Annotated in this window: 16 protein-coding genes; 11 read left to right on the forward strand and 5 right to left on the reverse strand. The window is 43.3% G+C overall.

All coding sequences use genetic code 11. From position 1 onward, the window contains the following. Positions 1-46 precede the first annotated feature (46 nt). The 8 genes from ACSUPM_RS10155 (at position 47) to ACSUPM_RS10190 (ending at position 9,204) form a co-directional block, all read left to right on the forward strand. Positions 47-1,690, forward strand: a complete 1,644-nt coding sequence (locus ACSUPM_RS10155) for a GMC family oxidoreductase (RefSeq protein ID WP_436879905.1) — start codon at positions 47-49, stop codon at positions 1,688-1,690. A gap of 542 nt (positions 1,691-2,232) precedes the next feature. Then, positions 2,233-2,514, forward strand: coding sequence for a hypothetical protein (locus ACSUPM_RS10160; protein WP_265088523.1), 282 nt, complete (start codon positions 2,233-2,235; stop codon positions 2,512-2,514). A gap of 3 nt (positions 2,515-2,517) precedes the next feature. Beyond that, positions 2,518-3,873, forward strand: coding sequence for an ABC transporter substrate-binding protein (locus tag ACSUPM_RS10165; RefSeq protein WP_264673004.1), 1,356 nt, complete (start codon positions 2,518-2,520; stop codon positions 3,871-3,873). Positions 3,874-4,109: 236 nt separating this feature from the next. Then, entirely contained in the window at positions 4,110-5,126 is a 1,017-nt protein-coding gene (locus ACSUPM_RS10170) for an ABC transporter permease (RefSeq protein ID WP_173239922.1), read from the forward strand. A 151-nt stretch (positions 5,127-5,277) separates the two neighbouring features. Then, on the forward strand, positions 5,278-6,192 hold the full coding sequence (locus ACSUPM_RS10175) for an ABC transporter permease (protein ID WP_025650615.1): 915 nt from the start codon (positions 5,278-5,280) through the stop codon (positions 6,190-6,192). Between the two features lies 1 nt (position 6,193). After that, entirely contained in the window at positions 6,194-7,282 is a 1,089-nt protein-coding gene (locus tag ACSUPM_RS10180; protein WP_265088701.1) for an ABC transporter ATP-binding protein, read from the forward strand. After that, positions 7,272-8,243: a peptide ABC transporter ATP-binding protein gene (locus tag ACSUPM_RS10185; RefSeq protein WP_025652678.1), complete on the forward strand. Its 972-nt coding sequence runs from the start codon at positions 7,272-7,274 to the stop codon at positions 8,241-8,243. The genes ACSUPM_RS10180 and ACSUPM_RS10185 overlap by 11 nt, the downstream gene beginning before the upstream one ends. Continuing rightward, entirely contained in the window at positions 8,236-9,204 is a 969-nt protein-coding gene (locus ACSUPM_RS10190) for a DUF4424 family protein (protein WP_227693021.1), read from the forward strand. Before ACSUPM_RS10185 ends, ACSUPM_RS10190 begins: the two co-directional genes overlap by 8 nt. On the opposite strand, the gene ACSUPM_RS10195 is transcribed toward ACSUPM_RS10190, so the two are convergent. Continuing rightward, positions 9,205-10,296, reverse strand: a complete 1,092-nt coding sequence (locus ACSUPM_RS10195) for a nuclease-related domain-containing protein (RefSeq protein WP_201583354.1) — start codon at positions 10,294-10,296, stop codon at positions 9,205-9,207. Positions 10,297-10,461: 165 nt separating this feature from the next. Here ACSUPM_RS10195 and ACSUPM_RS10200 point away from each other — a divergent pair, with 165 nt between their 5' ends. Continuing rightward, a complete protein-coding gene (locus ACSUPM_RS10200; RefSeq protein ID WP_201576320.1) occupies positions 10,462-11,595 on the forward strand; it encodes a HEPN domain-containing protein in 1,134 nt (377 codons plus the stop codon). A gap of 66 nt (positions 11,596-11,661) precedes the next feature. Here the strand turns inward: ACSUPM_RS10200 and tkt are convergent, their stop codons facing one another. Both tkt and serS read right to left on the reverse strand, forming a co-directional pair. Then, positions 11,662-13,659: a transketolase gene (gene tkt, locus ACSUPM_RS10205; RefSeq protein ID WP_201576323.1), complete on the reverse strand. Its 1,998-nt coding sequence runs from the start codon at positions 13,657-13,659 to the stop codon at positions 11,662-11,664. Positions 13,660-13,936: 277 nt separating this feature from the next. Further along, positions 13,937-15,223 carry a serine--tRNA ligase gene (serS, locus tag ACSUPM_RS10210; protein ID WP_201576326.1) on the reverse strand — a complete coding sequence of 429 codons (1,287 nt, stop codon included), beginning with the start codon at positions 15,221-15,223 and terminating at the stop codon, positions 13,937-13,939. Between the two features lie 735 nt (positions 15,224-15,958). On the opposite strand from serS, the gene ACSUPM_RS10215 reads away from it, so the two are divergent. Both ACSUPM_RS10215 and ACSUPM_RS10220 read left to right on the forward strand, forming a co-directional pair. After that, a complete protein-coding gene (locus tag ACSUPM_RS10215; RefSeq protein ID WP_025651372.1) occupies positions 15,959-16,618 on the forward strand; it encodes a YcxB family protein in 660 nt (219 codons plus the stop codon). A 296-nt stretch (positions 16,619-16,914) separates the two neighbouring features. Beyond that, positions 16,915-17,403, forward strand: coding sequence for a Dps family protein (locus ACSUPM_RS10220; RefSeq protein ID WP_025651371.1), 489 nt, complete (start codon positions 16,915-16,917; stop codon positions 17,401-17,403). A 149-nt stretch (positions 17,404-17,552) separates the two neighbouring features. Here ACSUPM_RS10220 and ACSUPM_RS10225 read toward each other — a convergent pair whose 3' ends face one another. Beyond that, on the reverse strand, positions 17,553-18,266 hold the full coding sequence (locus ACSUPM_RS10225; RefSeq protein ID WP_025651370.1) for a DUF2057 family protein: 714 nt from the start codon (positions 18,264-18,266) through the stop codon (positions 17,553-17,555). Between the two features lie 86 nt (positions 18,267-18,352). Further along, the gene (gene hda / locus ACSUPM_RS10230; RefSeq protein WP_025651369.1) at positions 18,353-19,156 is read right to left on the reverse strand and encodes a DnaA regulatory inactivator Hda; all 804 of its coding nucleotides are present in this window, start codon (positions 19,154-19,156) and stop codon (positions 18,353-18,355) included. Between the last annotated feature and the right edge of the window lie 286 nt (positions 19,157-19,442).

Here is a 19,442-nt window from a genome sequence, read left to right on the forward strand (position 1 = left end):
TTGAAAAGCTCGTTTTGATTGGCATGGATGCTATAAGGAAGATAAAATGGAACTTGATAAAACGTTTGATTACGTCATCGTGGGCGGTGGCTCTGCAGGCTGTGTGCTTGCCAGTCGGCTGACAGAAAATCCAGACATCAGTGTCTGTTTATTAGAATATGGTGGTGAAGGCAAGGACCTCGCAGTTCGTGTGCCTGCTGGGCTGATTTTGATGGTACCAGGTAAGCCATTAAAGTTAAATAACTGGTGCTTTCACACTACCCCTCAAACTCATCTCAATAATCGACGCGGCTTCCAACCACGTGGGCAATGCTTAGGTGGATCATCCGCTATCAACGCCATGATTTATACCCGCGGCAGTGCGCTAGATTATGAGCGCTGGGTGGAGCAAGGCTGTGATGGTTGGGGGTTCGATGATGTCCTACCTTACTTTATCAAAGCAGAAAACAACGTCCACGGTAGCGATGCACTACATGGTGACAGCGGACCGCTGCACGTCAGCGATTTACTCAGCCCACGCGATATCTCAAAAGCCTTTGTAGAAGCGGCCGTTGCCAATGGTCTTGATCACAACTCAGATTTTAATGGTGAAAAGCAAGACGGCGCAGGATTGTATCAAGTCACCCACTTCCATGGAGAAAAGCAAGGGCAACGCTGCTCTGCCGCAGCCGCCTATCTACATCCCGTTCAAAATCGTTCGAATTTGACCGTCATTACCCATGCGCAAGCCAACCGTGTCATTATTGAAAACCATCAAGCTGTTGGCGTGGCGTACGAAAAAGACGGTGTCGAGCATCGCGTGATGGCACACCAAGAGGTTATACTATCAGGCGGTGCTTTTGGCTCACCTAAAGTCTTAATGTTATCAGGCATTGGTCCTGCTGAGCATTTGCAGGCGCACGGTATTGAGGTCGTGGTCGATGCCCCTGAAGTCGGTGGCAATCTACAAGATCATCTGGATGTAGTTTTTGATTATGAAGTGAATACCAAAGATGTCATTGGGGTTGGCTTGGCGACTATTTCGACCTTAACCAAGAGCATACGCCAATGGAGAAAGGATGGCACTGGCCTATTGTCTACTAACTATGCAGAAGCGGGCGCGTTCTTTAGCGTCGGTGATGATCCAAAAGAATGGCCAAATACCCAATTGCACTTTGTGATCTCGCGCGTGATTAACCATGGCCGTGATATCAAACGTGGCTTCGCTGTCTCTTGTCACACCTGCTACCTACGTCCTGAGAGTCGCGGTACGGTCAGGCTGGACTCTGCCAATCCCTCAGATGCGGTATTGATTGATCCAAACTATCTATCACACCCTAAAGATGTAGAGTACATGGTAGCAGGCGCTGAGCGTACGCGCGCCATCATGCAAGAATCTCCAATGGCCGAATATATTACCGAAGACTACCCTGCCCCCTATATCGAAAAAGATGGCATGCTTGGCTATATTCGCAATAAGTCAGATACCATTTACCATCCGGTGGGCACTTGCCGCATGGGGTCAGATGATAACTCCGTAGTCGATTTAGAATTAAAAGTGCGCGGCGTCAGCGGATTACGCGTGATTGATGCGTCGGTCATGCCAACGTTGATTAGCGCCAATACCAATGCACCAACGATTATGATTGCTGAAAAAATGGCCGACCTTATTAAAGCCAACCATCATCATATTGAGCTAGCCGCGTCATAAAATACGTTAGGATGGAATGGGGTAAGCAGCTTATTGTGGCTGCTTTTCTTTAACAAGCTTATCTATTCAAAACTTGATATTCAATCAAATGAGAATAAGCTGATGGTATAAAAATGTGGCTCATATTTTTTCGTTGCTATCTTTAGAACTTATTTAGGCAATTTTATATTAGCAGCCTATGTTCTGGTTTTTAGAATACTGAAAAAAATCGACAAGCGACGTTAGTTTACTGAATTCAGTAACGACTAATAAATTCGGCAATAAAGATATTAAAACGGTACATTTTCTATCAAAATTATCTTAGAGATGCCTTGCATTAGCAGTGTTTAACAGAGTATATTTAAACGACTTATTTATATCAGTATTTTTTGCAAACCTGACTGACGGTTTATAGAACCTGATGCATTTTTTATTTGCTTATCAACAATACGATATAAACAATTGCTTTAAAGGGAATTAAAAGGACGTCAAGCATATTTATGGTTCGCAAACGAACTTATAAAGATGCTTGGCAACTAATTATAATTACATAGGATGTAATAATGCAAAAATCACTTTTCAAATTGACCCTGTTGGCGACGGTTATCTTAGGTATCAGCGCCTGTAGCGGCGACAACAAAACCACTGACGGAACTGCCGCCAGCTCAGACGCTAAAGCCGCGAAAACCCTACTTTATTGTTCAGAAGGCAGCCCTGCTGGCTTTGATCCCGCACAGTACACCGCAGGTACTGATTTTGATGCGAGCGCCTATCCTATCTATAATGGCTTGGTGGAATTCAAAAGAGATGGCACTGAGATTCAGCCAGCCTTAGCCGAAAGCTAGGATATTAGTGAAGATGGCAAGACTTATACCTTTAATCTGCGCAAAGGCGTCAAATTCGGTAAAACCGATTACTTTACCCCAACCCGCGATTTTAACGCGGACGACGTGGTCTTTACGCTAGAACGTATCACCAATCCTGATTTTGAATTTAATAAAGCCTATCCTGCTGAGTTCCCGTATTCTGTCGGCATGGGGCTGCCTGATCTGATCTCTACTATCGAAAAGGTCGATGACAATACCGTGAAAATCACTCTCAGCGAGACCAACGCGCCGTTTTTACAAAACCTAGCGATGGCCTTTGCTTACATCGATTCTGCTGAATATGCAGACAAGTTAATGGCTGCTGGTAATGCGGCTGACATTAATACCAAACCTGTTGGTACCGGACCTTTCGTCTTTACTTCCTATCAAAAAGATGCGCAAATTCGTTATACCAAAAATCCAGATTATTGGAACAAAGACGATATTCATATCGACAATCTAGTGTTTGTCATCACCAAAGACTCGGCGGTTCGCGCGCAAAAAGTGCAAGCTGGCGAATGTCATGTGTCCGCTTATCCAAAACCTGCCGAGATTGACTCTGTTAAAAAATCCGGTAAGGCCACCGTCCTTGATCAACCCGGCTTTAACGTCGGTTATGTCGGCTACAACGTTGAAAAACCAAAGCTTAGCGACCTTAAAGTTCGTCAAGCATTAGATATGGCCATCAACAAAGACGCTATTATTAACGCCGTTTATCAAAGCGAAGGGCTTAAAGCCACCAACCCTATGCCACCAACACAATGGGGTTATGATAAATCGATCAAAGACGCGCCTTATGACGTCGAAAAAGCCAAGTCCCTTATGAAAGAAGCAGGTGCAGATAAGCTTGCCATCAATCTCTGGTATATGCCCGTTCAGCGCCCTTACAATCCAAATGCCAAACTCATGGCGGAAATGCTACAAGCAGATTGGGCGAAGATTGGTGTTAATGCCAAGCTGGTCACTTACGAGTGGGGCGAGTATCTAAATCGCGCCGCTAAAGGCGAGCACGATGTTATTTTAGCAGGCTGGACAGGTGATAATGGTGACCCTGATAACTGGCTTGGTACATTGTTATCTTGTGATGCGGTCGGTGGCAATAACTACTCGCGCTGGTGTAATAAAGACTTTGACACTTTGGTGACTAATGCCCGTCAGATTACCAATCAAGATGATCGCGTCAATGACTATGTAAAAGCTCAGCAGATATTTAAAGAGCAACTGCCATGGACGACGATGGCGCATTCGGTGGTAACGGTATTCACCGCACCAAACGTCGTCGATTATAAAATTAGTCCACTTGGCTCAATACGCTTCGATGGTGTAAAAGTTGAATAATCTTAACTGATGAAGTCCGGTATGACATACACGACTGTTTAATTGGTATTCGGCTGGGTCAGATACTCTGCTCCAGCCTTATTTATATAAATTAAGCACTCTGTTAAGCAACCGCTTTGTTAAGCAACCGCTTTGTTAAGCATGCTGTCACCAACACTCTCATCATTATCAACATTCTAGTCATCAACTTAGAGTTATTAAACCATAACTATTGAACCACAACTATTGAGCAGCCCATGCTACTTTATATTTTGCGTCGCATTGCCATTCTCATTCCTGTCTATCTTGGCTTAACGCTATCGACATTTACCCTGATTCGGCTCGTCCCCGGAGACGCCGTCGAGATTATGATGGGTGAGCGTATGGTCGATCCAGAGCTCCATGCTCGTGCCTTAGAAAGACTAGGATTAGACAAACCCCTCATCGTTCAATACTGGGACTATTTAACCGGTATCTTAACCGGTGATTTTGGTCAGTCCTTTCGTACCCGTACTCCAGTATTACAAGACTTCTTTGCCCATTTTGTGCCAACCTTAGAGCTGGCGGTATGCGCCATTGTTATTGCCAGTGTCATTGGGGTCAGCTTAGGTATCTTTGCCGCGCTGCGCCGTGGTACTTGGATTGATTACACCTTAATGTCAGGGGCGCTGGCTGGCTATTCTATGCCTATTTATTTATTGGGACCTATCCTAACCGGTATATTCGCCCACTATCTAGGCCTATTACCCGTCGCCGGTGTCATATCTGTCGCGCAGTTTTTGGACGTCAAACCTTTATATGGTTCATGGCTATTGGGTTCCTTGACTTCAGGTGAACCGGGCGCATTTTGGGACGTGGTAAAACATTTTATCTTACCGTCTATTGCCTTATCGACCATACCACTCGCGATGATTGCACGTATGACGCGCTCGGCGATGCTGGAGGTACTAGATGAAGATTATGTACGTACCGCACGCGCTAAAGGCTTATCGCCGCGCCGCGTGATATTGGTACACGTGATGCGCAATGCCTTGATTACTGTGGTGACGGTAATTGGCTTACAGATGGCAACCTTGCTCGCTGGCGCCATTATTACTGAGACTATCTTTAGTTGGCCGGGTGTTGGTAATTGGCTACTCGATGGCTTCTTTACCCGTGATTATCCTATTGTGCAAAACGGTATCTTATTGGTCGCCACCGCCTTGATTTTGGTTAGCTTATTTATTGATATTTTGTATGGTCTGATCAATCCGCGCATCAGACATACTTCTTAATTTAACATTGATAAATACTCATATTATAAATAGTGGCTATTGGTGTTTGCATGGTTTTGAGTGATTTTTTAGCAAATGCTTAATACTTATTAAGGCTAAAACTCTAAAACTTTAAATATTAGCAAAGCACTAGCCACTGTAGGAAATGCTCATGAAGCCTTCTGTTCTTCCCTCTGATCTTAAGCTGATGGCAGCGACACCGCCGTCGTCTTGGCAGTTATTTTTATCGACATTTTGCCGCAATAAAGGCGCGGTACTTGGTTTTATAGTACTGGCCTTGATGGTGATTATCGCCATACTTGCGCCCGCCCTTGCACCGCATGACCCTTATGAATTATTTACCGGTCAAGAGCAATTGCCGCCAGCGTTTTTAAGTGGCGGCGATACGATGTTTTGGCTTGGGACTGATGATGCCGGTCGAGATACCTTATCTCGGGTGATGTATGGCGCACGTTACTCGTTGTTTATCGGTCTAAGTGCGACGACCCTTGCTATGTTGGTCGGCGTCTCGCTAGGGCTTAGCGCCGCGTTTTGGCCAAAGGTTTGGGGCAAGGCGGTGATGCTAGTCAATGATATTTTGATGTCTTATCCAAGCTTACTATTGGCGATTATTATTGCGGCTATCTTAGGGCCGTCTATGACCAACACCATTATTACCATTGCCTTGGTTTGTACCCCACCTTTTATCCGTCTGACACGCGCTACCGCCATGGTAGAGCTACAACGTGAGTACTTTGTTGCCTCGCAAGTCATGGGGGCTGGCGTGCTGCGCTTATTATTTATAACTATTTTACCTAACTGTATGGCACCGCTTATCGTCCAAGCGACAATGATTTTTTCCTCTGCTATTTTAGAAGCAGGCGCAATTGGTTTCTTAGGCTTTGGCGTGCAACCACCAGATGCCGAATGGGGCGCAATGCTCGGTACAGCGCGGCAATATATTCAAAGTAATGTTTGGCTCGCTATTTGGCCGGGTGTCGCCATCTTCTTAGCTGCCTTGTCGATTAACCTGACGGGTGATGGCTTACGCGATGCGCTAGATCCCAAATTAAAGCAGGTGACCTAAGATGACTGATACCTTAGATAAAACAGCGCTTACCAATACTTCTATGAATGGCTCGTTAATAAAAGAAGCGCCACTGTTGTTAGATATTGAAAATCTTTCGGTCACTTTTGGTCAAGGCGCGCGTGCTTTTCGCGCCGTCGATGATGTATCATTAAAAATCACCCAAAGCGAAGTCATCGCCGTCGTCGGTGAATCAGGCTCGGGTAAGTCGGTCACTATGATGGCACTCATGGGACTTCTGCCGCCCTCTGCGACAGTTCGTGCCAAGCGGGTGATGTTTGATAATAAAGACATGCTGAGTATGTCAGCCAAAGAAAAGCGCGGCATCATTGGTAAAGATATTTCCATGATTTTTCAAAATGCCATGTCTTGTCTAAATCCGAGCTTTACCATTGAGATGCAACTGGGTGAAGTACTGCGTAAGCATCTTGGACTGCGCGGTGCAGCGGTACAGACGCGTATCTTAGAGCTGCTCGAACTGGTTGAGATGCCGGATGCCAAAAATCGACTTAAGGTTTATCCGCATCAATTATCGGGCGGTATGAGTCAGCGGGTCATGATTGCGATGGCGATTGCTTGCGAGCCAAAACTGCTTATCGCCGATGAGCCAACCACGGCTCTTGATGTCACGGTGCAAGCACAAATTATGGATTTGCTCGGGCGCTTACAACGCGAAAAGCAAATGGCAATGGTATTAATTACCCATGACTTGGGTTTGGTCGCGCAAAACTCACGCGATGTCGCCGTTATGTATGCCGGACAAGTGGTCGAAACCAGCACAGTGCCGGAGATTTTTCAACATCCTGCCCACCCTTATACCGAAGCTTTACTGCAAGCCATCCCTGAGCTGGCTATTGGGCAAGACAGGCTCAATAGTTTGCCGGGTGTGGTACCCAGCCAATATGATCGCCCAAGCGGTTGCTTATTGTCTCCCCGCTGTCCCTATAAAGAGCCCGCTTGTGAAGTACCGCCGCCCATTTTAGATACGCCCAATGGCAAAGTGCGCTGTATTCACTCTGAATTGCCTAATTTACCTACTCGCACCTCCACCCCTCACCCTGCTACTTTGGAGTCACAGCATGAGTCATAAAGTGGTCTTAAAAGCAGACAACCTACACAAGCATTACCCAGTATCACAAGGATTGGGCAAGCCTAAAGCTTATGTTAAAGCCCTAAATGGTGTCTCGTTTGAGCTTGAAGCGGGCAAGACGCTGGCGGTCGTTGGTGAGTCAGGCTGTGGTAAATCAACGCTTGCCCGCCAGTTGACCCTCATTGAAGAGCCCACTGACGGCGAGTTATTTATCAACGATGAAGCAACGACCGGTTATAGTAGAAAAGCATTAAAAGAGTTGCGTACCGAAATCCAGATGGTATTCCAAAACCCTTATGGCAGCCTAAACCCGCGTCATACGATTGGTTATCAATTGACTGAGCCTTTAGATATTCATACCAAGCTATCTAAAGAAGAAAAGCGCGACAAAATAAACGAGATGATGAGGCATGTCGGTCTACGTCCCGAACATGCGGGCCGTTATCCACATATGTTTTCAGGTGGACAACGCCAACGTATCGCCCTCGCCCGCGCGATGATGCTTAATCCTAAAATTGTCGTCGCTGATGAGCCAACCTCAGCGCTCGATGTGTCGATTCAAGCACAAGTATTGAATCTATTTATGGATTTGCAAGACGAATATCATACTGCGTACGTTTTTATCTCGCACAACTTATCAGTAGTACGCCATGTCGCCGATGATGTGATGGTGATGTACTTAGGTCAGGCCGTCGAACACGGGCCTAAGGAAGCGATTTATAATGCCCCAAAGCACCCTTATACCATTGCTTTATTGGCCGCAGCACCAACTGTGAGTGGTCATAAAAATGATTTAACCCTACATGGTGAGCTGCCAAGTCCGCTTAATCCGCCAAGTGGCTGCGCCCTGCACAAGCGCTGTCCTTATGCCAAACCACAATGCAGTGAAATAGAGCCGCAACTGCGCGAATGGGACGGTCGATTGGTCGCTTGTTTACGTTTAGAAGAAATATATGGATAAGCGACATCTGATGTTTAGCGGTACGTTAGCTTACGCTGTGCTCATAGCGATGACGGCTGCTCAAGCGAACGACTCTACTGGCTATGTCGGCACAGGCGGTGTTGAATATCTTAAAAATAAGAACATCAGCATGCATAGTGAAGACTTATACATCTCAAAAGAGGAAGTGCGCGTTAATTATGAGTTCAAAAATCTCAGTAATAAAGACATTACCGAGACGGTTCTTTTTCCTATGCCAGCGGTGCCTAGCTTTACAGACTCAGATTACGCTGATACCAGTGCCACTTATAATAACTTTAAGATTTGGGCCAATGGCAAACCTATCACGCCTGATCAGCATGTCCGCACTTTTATGTACCCGATCATCACCAGAAACCGTGATCGAAACTATGCAGAAACCCCTATTGATACCACCAATATTTTCAAGGCATGCGGTATTAGTGATGCTGAAATGATGTCACCTTGGACCTATCGATTTGATACTGACGATGTCAATCAACGGCTTTTAGATTGTAAGAGCAAGGCACTCGATAAGTTTCTCGATAATAGAGAAGACCTTGATATCCTTTGGGATTCACAAGTGATTTATAGTTGGAAGCAAACCTTCAAAGCCAATACGATTACCAAGGTCAAACACACATATAAACCGTTAGTGGGTGGCTCTGTAGATTTAGACAGTGGACAATATGGCAATTTTTGCGTAGATGCTTCAACTCAGAGATCCTTTAACAAGAATGGCCGTCCCTATCATGCCTTAAGCTATATCTTGAATACGGGAGCAAATTGGGCCAAACCTATTGCCAATTTCAAACTGACTGTCGAACGCGACCCTAACGAGCTGGTCTCGTTCTGCTGGAAAGGTAAGAGTAAAGTCAAAAAGATTGGACCAACGACGTTTGAGATTAAAGAGAGTAATTTTGTGCCAACCCATGATTTTGATGTCGCTTTTATCATGAAATAGCTAATCAATATTCACCACGCCCCAACATTTAGGAAATTGACTACAACCAAAAAAGTCTTTCCCTTGGTGCTGGCCTTTTTTTGCAACACGTTTGACCATTGCTGCCTGACATCTTGGACAGGCAGGTACTTGCTCTGTAATAGCTGTATGATTGATTTGCTCAACAGCTTTAAGATCGATGCTATTAGACGTGATAATCTCACATTCAGCCGTTTTAAAATCATTGCCCGATAACTCAGGCTCCATAACTTCAAACGGCGTAAGAAAAACCTTATCAGCAATATCGTGCGATGTAATTGTATGCTGAGTGACTGCCTGCTGATTGTCCATACTATCAATTGGTAAATCGCTAGATTCAATTTCAGTCTGACCAGACCATCGATGCACTTCTCTACTTTTTAGAATAGCTCGTTTAGCGGTCTCTTTTACTATCGGCTCTGGTATAGACTCATTAGCCACTTTAGCAACTGGTTTATCAATAGCGTTACCGCTAGGCTGCTTATTTGTATTTTGGCTTGGATTGCTATGCTTGTCTTTTAGATAGGCTTTGTGCTCTCTATTGGTACGCCAAGACTTGCTAAATCTATTGCTATTAATCTGCTCAACGATAGATGCAACCTCATCTTCAGTGAGTATTTTTTCTTGTTTTTTCTTCACATACGAGACCATACCACTCGTCAATACATACTCGGGCAACTCATCGCGGGTTTTTAGCTCACACTCACCGATGAAAGCAATCATCGAATGAAAATAGCTCAGCTCCAAGCCCAATAAATCTGCGAGCGTCTTAATGTGCAAGTAGTTTTGGCGCAATGGGTTCTGAAATTTAAACTTACTTCCATTTTGGAAAACTTGTGTCCACTGTCTTTGGTTCTCGCTACCATATATCCAGCCTTTATAGTTTTTGGTTTCAATGACGAATATGCCGTATACGGAGACGATGATATGATCGATTTGGGTACTGCCACCATTGGCTCTTGGCAAGGTAATACCGTTTAAACGGTGGTAGACGTCTTTTTCAAGCTTTAGCCACATGGCAACATTGATGACGGCCTCACCTAGGAAACCTTTGAAGCTGGATTTTAGGGACATAGGAAGCGTCTTTTAAATTCATAGTAAGTTAAATATTGATTATAATAAGCTATCAACCACATTAAAAAATTTATAAGGAAGTGTTAAGTGATTACAGTGGAGTATCTGATATTTAACGATAAGAAAGAAAGCCTGTGTTCTAGCGTAAAATCCTTTGAGCACTTTATGCAAACCGACTCTGATATAGTATTAAATAACGGCAGTATAACTTACGAAAATAGTTTTAGTGTTAAATACCAACTAGATTTTAATAAAATTTCAAATACTGAAGATGCTTGCTTTCATCTTATCATCACTACAGAATCCATCGAAGACATAGAAAAATTAACTAAATTACTTAGAGCAATAAGAAAAAGGTTTTCTATTATCACTAATTCTCCACAAATCTTGTTTGATGGACTAAGTATGTACTATGCTTCTAAAGCCTATCCCTTGATTTATGAAATAGAAAATTTAATGCGGAAATTACTAACTAAGTTCATGCTTATAAATGTTGGAGTAAACTGGTATAAAACCGATGTACCAGATGATGTTGCTAGCTCAATTAAAACAAAAGATAATAATTTAAAGAAGGATTTTACATATTTTCATAATACCGACTTTATTCAATTAAAGAATTTTTTATTTAGTGAAGAGTATATTTCAAATAAAAATAAGCTGATCAGTACATTGAAGTCTCTCAAAACTAAAAATAATTTAACTATTGAAGATATTGAGAGTCTAGATAAGTTGATACCTGAGTCTAATTGGTCCAAACATTTCTCTAATAGTATTGACATTAATGAAAAGGAACTTAGCAATGACTGGCAAAAACTATATGAGTTGAGATGTGATGTCGCTCATAATAAAACTTTCACAATAAATGATTATATAAAGTTAGTAGACTTAATTAATAAAATAAAACCTATAATTGAACAAGCTATCGTTAGTCTGTCCAACTTACATATTGAAGAAAATGAAAAAGATAATATTGAAGAACAAGTGATAGGTAGCATTAGCTCAGAGCTCGGAGAGTTTATGATATCTTGGAACAAACTTGAAAGTAATATTAGAGGCTGGGTCGATAGCAAATATACAGATAATGAAATAAAAAAGAACACCCCTTTCTATATACTTCTTAAGTTTTTACACAATAGTGAGGCTATTGATTCATCATTATTTTATAAATTGGTTAGTTTAAAGGATAGTCGTAATCGAATCGTCCATTTTACTAACGATTACTCAAAGAAAGATATTGAAGAAATAAATATAAATTTGAAGAATATGCTGATACAGTTTAATGAATTTATTAAGCAATAGCTTCTATACAAAAGCCACCAGATTTCTCTAGTGGCTCTTTTTTAAACACTAACTAAGTTAGGTTTATTACACCAAACTATTTACCGCTTCAACCACAGCATCAGTCGTGATACCAAACTCTTTATATAAATCGCTAGCAGGAGCAGATTCGCCATAAGTCGTCATACCGATGACTTTGCCATCTAGACCAACGAACTTATACCAGTAGTCTACGTGCGCCGCTTCTACTGCGACGCGGGCGCGGATAGTGGCAGGCAATACCGCTTCACGATAGCTGGCATCTTGCTCAACGAAGACTTCAGCACATGGCATAGATACCACACGGACGCCAACACCATTTGCGCTCAACGCTTCATACGCTTCCATCGCTAGGCCAACTTCTGAACCAGTGGCGATGATGATTGCTTGTAGCTCGCTTTGCTCTTTCGCAAGTACATAACCACCTTTGGTGATGCTCGCGACTTGCTCGCTATCACGTGCTTGATGTGGCAAACTCTGACGGCTAAAGATCAATGCTGATGGGTTGTTTTCAGACTTGATTGCTTCTACCCAAGCGCTTGCAGATTCAGTCGCATCACACGGACGCCATGTACGTAGATTTGGCGTAGTACGTAAGCTAGTCAATTGCTCAACTGGCTGATGCGTCGGGCCATCTTCACCCAGACCGATAGAGTCATGCGTATAGACATGGATAACGCGCTGCTTCATCAATGCGCCCATGCGTACTGCGTTACGTGCGTATTCCATAAACATCAGGAACGTCGCGACGTAAGGAATAAAGCCGCCATGCAATGCAATACCGTTGGCAATCGCAGTCATACCGAATTCGCGTACACCGTAATAGATATAGTTACCGTCAGCATCTTTTTCGATGCCTTTAGCACCTTTGAATAGCGTCAGGTTTGAGCCAGCTAGATCCGCTGAACCGCCCAATAGTTCTGGCAATAATGGCTGCAAGGTATTGATGGCGTTTTGACTGGCTTTACGACTAGCAACATCACCACCTTCTTCTTGCGTTTGCTGAATATAAGCTTGCGCTTGGCTGTTAAAGTCAGCAGGCAATTCGCCATTTAAACGGCGTGATAGTTCTGCTGCAAGCTCTGGGTAGGCTTTTTTATACGCTTCAAAGTCTGCATCCCAGTTCTTTTGCTGGACATCACCTTTTGCTTTAGCATCCCACGCTTCATAGATTTCGTCATCTAATTCAAATGGGGCATGTTTCCAAGACAGCGCATCACGAGTCAAGGCAATTTCATCATCACCAAGTGGTGCACCATGACTGGCGGCTAGACCTTGTTTGTTCGGGCTACCAGCACCGATAGTCGTTTTACAAATAATTAGACTTGGCTTAGTAGTCTCTGCAATCGCTTGCTCAGTTGCTTGCGTGATTGCATCAGTATCATGACCATCGACTTTGATAACTTGCCAGCCGTAAGACTCAAAACGCGCTTCGGTATCATCAGTGAACCAGCCTTCGACGTTACCGTCGATTGAGATGCCGTTATCATCATAGAAGAATACCAATTTACCAAGCGCCAACGTGCCAGCTAGTGAGCAGACTTCATGACTGATACCTTCCATCAAGCAACCATCGCCCAAGAACGCATAGGTATGATGATCGACGACGTTATGACCGTCGCGGTTGAACTGTGCGGCTAGAGTTTTTTCTGCGATTGCAAAACCAACGGCATTAGCAATACCTTGTCCTAGTGGACCAGTCGTCGTTTCTACACCAGGCGTATAGCCAAGTTCAGGATGCCCTGGGGTTTTTGAATGCAGCTGACGGAAACCTTTTAGGTCATCAACGCTCACATCGTAACCTGATAAATGTAGCAATGAATAAATAAGCATCGAGCCATGACCGTTTGACAGTATAAAGCGATCACGGTTGTGCCATTGCGGATCGGCAGGATTATGCTTTAAAAACTTACGCCACAGAACTTCAGCAATATCAGCCATACCCATGGGTGCACCGGGGTGTCCTGAATTGGCTTTTTGCACCGCATCAAACGACAGTACACGGATGGCATTGGCAAGTTTGCGTTCGTTAATTGGGGTGGGCATAGCGTGTCCTAATATTCAAATAAGAAGTATGGAGGATAAGAAGAAGATATATTGAGCAACAGTAGGAGCGCAATAAACGCTCTTAAGAATAAGGTATTTAATTAAGGTGCAATATTAACATATTTGCCATGAGCCAAGCCAAAAACGGCATCATAAAATCGTTTGTATTTAACTCATAACTTATATCGGTTTTGTTAAACAGACCCTAATAATAGGCTAAAAATAATAAATGGCGAGTTTGCATTATCAACCGCCATTTATATGGGCAAAATATTTACTAAACGGAGATCGTCTCAGCACCGCCCATAAACGGACGCAACACTTCTGGAATGGTGATACTACCATCGGCGTTTTGATGATTTTCCATCACTGCCAATAAAGTACGACCAACGGCCAAACCTGAACCATTTAGCGTATGCGCCAAACTGGTTTGCTTACCGTCTTTGACACGCGTACCCATACGACGGGCTTGGAAGTCGCCACAATTTGAGCAGCTAGAGATCTCGCGATAGGTGTCTTGGCTTGGTAGCCATACCTCAATATCGTAGGTTTTTTGCGCGGCAAAACCCATATCACCCGTACATAATTTGACTGTACGATATGGCAGATTGAGCTGCTGTAAAATATATTCAGCTTGACCTGTCATTGCTTCAAGCAATTCATCAGATTGCTCAGCGCTAGCGATATTAACCATCTCGACTTTTTCAAACTGATGCTGACGAATCAGACCACGGGTATCACGGCCGTGCGAGCCGGCTTCACTACGGAAACAAGGCGTATGGGCGGTGAATTTTAATGGGAGCTCTTTGATATCTAAACGCTCACCGCGTACCAAATTGGTCATTGGTACTTCAGCCGTCGGAATCAGATAAAAATCCATATCATCATTATTCGTATGATTGGTCAATTTAAACAAATCATCTTCAAATTTTGGCAACTGACCCGTACCTTTTAGGCTTTCAGAATTGACAATATAAGGCACATACGTTTCAGTATAGCCGTACTTGATGGTGTGGGTATTGAGCATAAACTGAATCAAAGCGCGATGCATCTGCGCAAGCTGACCTTTTAATACATTAAAACGACTACCGGTAAGCTTCGCTGCGGCTTCAAAGTCGAGCATACCGAGCGTCTCACCGATATGAGTATGGTCTTTGATGTCGAAATCAAACTCACGCGGCGTACCCCATTTGCGTACTTCGACATTATCATCTTCTGACGTACCCACTGGCACATCTGCTGCTGGAATATTAGGAATCTGCAAGGCAGCTTGATTGATACGCTCTTGCAGAGTACGCAGCTCGTCTTCTGCCGTCTTAATCTCACCGCTGACGCTTTGCATCTCAGCCAACAGCTCACTGGCATCTTCGCCCGATTTTTTTAGCGCCCCTACTTGCTTAGCACCAGCGTTACGGCGCGATTGCAACTCTTCGGTTTTGACTTGTAGCGATTTACGCTCGTTTTCAATGGTTTGCCAGAACTCCATATAAAGCGTATAGCCACGAGCAGCCAACTGCTGTTGTAAATCGCTTAAATCGCCGCGTAAGAGTTTTGGATCAATCATAATAGTTGCCTGTAACGCTGAGAGTGAATAAGGAATTTTAAGAAAATATTATCAAAACAATAATGAGCCAAGCTCATTTTACAACCTAACCTATCGTCAATCCAAAATAATATCAATACAAGAAAACCGAGTACAAGCTATACAGTACTATGTTTAGCGAAGTTGACGCTGTAGTGATTTTATAGTGGGCAGCCTATCACTTTATAACTTATGTTATGACAGCTTGTTTGTCATGAGAAAATAGGTAGTCGCTATAATACCAAGACCCAGCAGATTTGACCATGTTTTGCCCCTATTTAGACGCTATTTTGACTACTTTTCGGCTATTTTCGTACCTGTGACTGTCCTGTGTTATAGCAAAGTTTTTAGTGTGACGCCGTGTTTGAATGTTGCACGTTATACCACTATCTTGCTATGAAAAACTTAAGGTTAGCTTCCACAATCAGCCCCAATCTCTATTAATGCCATTAATATGACGTCTATCAATGTTGCACGTTATACCACTATCTTGCTATGAAAAACTTAAGGTTAGCTTCCACAATCAGCCCCAATCTCTATTAATGCCATTAATATGACGTCTATCAATGAACAGAGCGGCTTATATGTTTCATTTAGGAGCACTTTTCGGTAAGATAAGCGCATAGCTTTATGACACTTCTAGCCAAGTACCGCATCGCAGCTTCACTTTGGCGATTTAAACCCAACGCTTTTACTACAAGTATTTGAGAAACCTTTATGGCCCTGTACCCCTATACGCTCCAACCTGTTGCCTTAAACCTGACCGAGGCGGAATTTCATCAAGCACAGTATGAACTGTTTGCCAGTGCCAGCCCTTCGTTTGGTCTTTCAAGTTTGAAGACCAAAGAATGGGTCATTATGGCGGTAGTCGTGATACTGGCCATTGCAGGGTTAATCTTTGTCACTGGCTATTCCACAATTATTTTTTGGGTCATGTTGGTTTCGGTCGTGGTTTATCTGTTGGTGCGTACCTTAGGTTTTAAATGGTACGTCAAAAGAGAGTTTGAAAAACAAGTGGCTGATCAAGAGATGCCAGATGAGATGCGCCAGATGAAGTTGGGTGTACAAAAACATGGCTTGGTCATGGCGATGCCAACCAATCAACCTGATATGATGAAAAACTCGCAAATGCGTGGCATGCAAATGCGTGCAGGAGCGACCCAACAAGCGGTTATTCCATGGACAGCGGTCAAAAGCTGGGATGAGACTGACGACTATATCTTTATGATGTTTGAGATGAAAGGTCAACAAGGCAGCCAAATTGTTCCTAAACGTCTACAAGCACAGAAATTTCCCATCGATACGGTACGTCAACACCTACAAGAAGTGGTTCCAGTTAAAGGTTTAAATCCTGAAAGCTTACAACCCCCTGCATAAAGGGTAATAGTCCATTTTTTGAACTTATAAGCTTTTGAACTCATAAGCTTATAATTTTAAAAAACCAATCATAGACTTATAATTATTGAACTTAACTTATAGACGCTGCTTTGCTATTATAATGAACATCGACAGCAAGATTATGACGGACTTAATAAATAGATCTTTATGAATTAAAATAGCGTTCTATAATTCAACACAAGAGCAAGCATAGTAGTGCATCATAGGGCTTGCTATACTCTTAGTCTGTTATAACCAGTTTCTTACATTAACACTCACACTATAAGGATAATATTATGAGTAACACTAATAATGCGACCAACCAAATCGGTTTAGAACAATCAGACATGAGCGGTGTCATCACTAAACTTAATAGCTTACTATCAAGCTATCACATGTTCTATATTAACGTTCGTGGCTATCATTGGAACGTCAAAGGTGAGCACTTCTTTACTTTGCACCCACAGTTTGAAGAGCTGTATACCAGCCTACAAGTCGAGATTGACGAAATCGCTGAACGTATTTTAACCTTAGGTGGTACACCACTCCATGCGTATAGCGACTTTACGAAACATACAAGTATTCAGGAAGATAAAAACGTCAAAGATGGCAATACTTGTGTAAAAGGCGTAGTTACTGGCCTACAAGCGCTTATCTCAGAGCAGCGTCAAGTATCAGCGCTGGCGGTAGAAGCGGAAGACCAAGGTACTGCCGATTTAGTCGACGGCTATGTGCAGCAGCAAGAAAAGCTAATTTGGATGTATAATGCTTTTTTAGCAAAATAGTTAATACTTAAAGGTAGCTGACTTTAAGAGCGACCAGCCTTAGAAGTCGGTTATAAGTAAAATTATATGTCATAAAAAAGCACCCGCTATGGGTGCTTTTTTGTGGGTGAAGTTTGGGTTATGTCTTCACATATTTATAGGGGTAAAATCTACTGTTGTACCCACTGGCGAATTTTTTCGCGTTCAGCTGGCGTTGCTTGTAGCCATAACTGCATGAAGCTATCAAGGGTATTGGTGCTTTGATTGCTCGTCCCTACTGGCGCCACGGTATAGGTATTTGAAGACATACTACCTGTATTATTCTGAGTACTCGCCGTTGGCTGATTGAGAGCTGCGATTGCGCGTTGGTTCTGTAATTCTGCATCACCGCCACCACCAAATACGCCGCCTATCGCTTTACCCAATCCAGCAAACAAGCCATCATTACCATTTGCAACGCCCTGTTGACTGGCAATAATGGCATCGTCTTGCTGTATCGCAAGGGTTGGCTGTTTGACATAATCTTTGGCTGCCTCATACTTTTCTGGTTGATTAGGCATGGTCAAGCGGTATGTCTGGTTGTCTGCCAGTTCGGCTGTCACACTCACATTGCCTGAACGCAAATAATCATGCTCGTCACGCGGCAGATTATACAAGCGGTCATACTTAGCAGTAATCGCATGCTGACCCGGCTGCAAGGTGAATTGTTTAGTCAACGCCTGAAAAGGACTCTGTTGAACTTCTTGACCATTGATAGCAGTCACTTTGATATAGTCATCAACGAGTAAAGTAACCGCGGCATTTGAGAGCATAGATACCGATCCGGCACTGATAAGTAAGGTGCTGATGGTCAGTTTTTTTAGCGAAGAAGTATTGGTTTTCATAAATGGTCCCATTGATAGTAAATGCATTGATAACAGCGACATTTTGGATAGAAACAAATGGTGTTTCTAATATTTAAAATTCAGTATTAAAAATCGAGTGGCATCGTATGTTGATCCTGACTGGCTGCCTCATTATCCACTTGTGTCTCTTGTGCAATATCCGCAAGCTCAGCTGCCAGTGTTTGCTCATCAATCGTACGCAAAGCATCACTGATGACCGCTTTAGAGATATTGCTACGCCCAAGGTTTGAGAACATTGGCTGAATATAATTGAGCACCTCCATCATAGCACCGATACGATGTGGCCCTTCGGTCAGAAGATAATCAATAATACGCTCATCAAACTGCCAACCACGGCGACGTAAGATAGACTGCAGCAAGGCTTGACGGTCAGCAAGATCGTGACCATTCGGTACTTTAAAGGTAGGCGCTTGTGCCAGACGAGTGAGCAAATCCCTCAATTGAAATGGTAACTCGCCCGCAGGCTTATTGGCAGCAAATAATAACTGGCGCTGCCCTTCACGGCTACGATTAATGAGATGGAATAAGGCTTCTTGCCATTGACTACTTTGCTCAAGCACTTCTAAGTCATCGATGGCGATAAGCGAGAAGTTCTCAAGAGAAGACAGCACATTGACATCGGTATGGATCAATTCATTGAGTGACAAACAAATCGCTGACTTGTCCATCTCAATGAATGACTCACAGATAGCGGATAGTAGATGGGACTTACCAGTTGCAGGGCTGCCAAACAGGTACAGCTGACCAATCAGGCCGACATGTAGCTGCCGCACTGCATCAATAATCGACATCCAACCGGGACCGGCAAAGTCACTGAGACTCGCATCATGCTTAATGTCCAGATTGAGACTTAGCTGTGCTTCTGCCATGAATCATCAACTCGGTTTGCGTAGCGCAATAGATAGAAAAGGAAAAGGCGTGGTAACTTTTAAAACAGGCTCAGTTTAAGTAGGCTTAATAAAATAAACGAGCTTGAGGTTTTGATTACACTCAGTCAAACATGATATTTATCAAAATTAACGACGTGTATCAAAACGCTCACAGTAACAGCTGTTAGCGTTACTACTGCGCCTATATATAACATATTTGCAAAATGACTGACAAGTCTTTTACTTACTAAGCTTTGTCAGTCATTAATTATTAAGCCTAAATGAC

This window comes from Psychrobacter okhotskensis, from assembly GCF_965638355.1.
Lineage (GTDB): Bacteria > Pseudomonadota > Gammaproteobacteria > Pseudomonadales > Moraxellaceae > Psychrobacter > Psychrobacter okhotskensis.

Bases quoted from the DNA above. Each gene is read 5' to 3' on its own strand.
- ACSUPM_RS10160 (WP_265088523.1), top strand. From the start codon at position 2,233: ATGCAAAAATCACTTTTCAAATTGACCCTGTTGGCGACGGTTATCTTA.
- tkt (WP_201576323.1), bottom strand. From the start codon at position 13,659: ATGCCCACCCCAATTAACGAACGCAAACTTGCCAATGCCATCCGTGTA.
- serS (WP_201576326.1), bottom strand. From the start codon at position 15,223: ATGATTGATCCAAAACTCTTACGCGGCGATTTAAGCGATTTACAACAG.
- ACSUPM_RS10185 (WP_025652678.1), top strand. From the start codon at position 7,272: ATGAGTCATAAAGTGGTCTTAAAAGCAGACAACCTACACAAGCATTAC.
- ACSUPM_RS10215 (WP_025651372.1), top strand. From the start codon at position 15,959: ATGGCCCTGTACCCCTATACGCTCCAACCTGTTGCCTTAAACCTGACC.
- ACSUPM_RS10200 (WP_201576320.1), top strand. From the start codon at position 10,462: ATGCAAACCGACTCTGATATAGTATTAAATAACGGCAGTATAACTTAC.
- ACSUPM_RS10155 (WP_436879905.1), top strand. From the start codon at position 47: ATGGAACTTGATAAAACGTTTGATTACGTCATCGTGGGCGGTGGCTCT.
- ACSUPM_RS10220 (WP_025651371.1), top strand. From the start codon at position 16,915: ATGAGTAACACTAATAATGCGACCAACCAAATCGGTTTAGAACAATCA.
- ACSUPM_RS10190 (WP_227693021.1), top strand. From the start codon at position 8,236: ATGGATAAGCGACATCTGATGTTTAGCGGTACGTTAGCTTACGCTGTG.
- ACSUPM_RS10170 (WP_173239922.1), top strand. From the start codon at position 4,110: ATGCTACTTTATATTTTGCGTCGCATTGCCATTCTCATTCCTGTCTAT.
- ACSUPM_RS10180 (WP_265088701.1), top strand. From the start codon at position 6,194: ATGACTGATACCTTAGATAAAACAGCGCTTACCAATACTTCTATGAAT.
- ACSUPM_RS10175 (WP_025650615.1), top strand. From the start codon at position 5,278: ATGAAGCCTTCTGTTCTTCCCTCTGATCTTAAGCTGATGGCAGCGACA.
- hda (WP_025651369.1), bottom strand. From the start codon at position 19,156: ATGGCAGAAGCACAGCTAAGTCTCAATCTGGACATTAAGCATGATGCG.
- ACSUPM_RS10195 (WP_201583354.1), bottom strand. From the start codon at position 10,296: ATGTCCCTAAAATCCAGCTTCAAAGGTTTCCTAGGTGAGGCCGTCATC.
- ACSUPM_RS10225 (WP_025651370.1), bottom strand. From the start codon at position 18,266: ATGAAAACCAATACTTCTTCGCTAAAAAAACTGACCATCAGCACCTTA.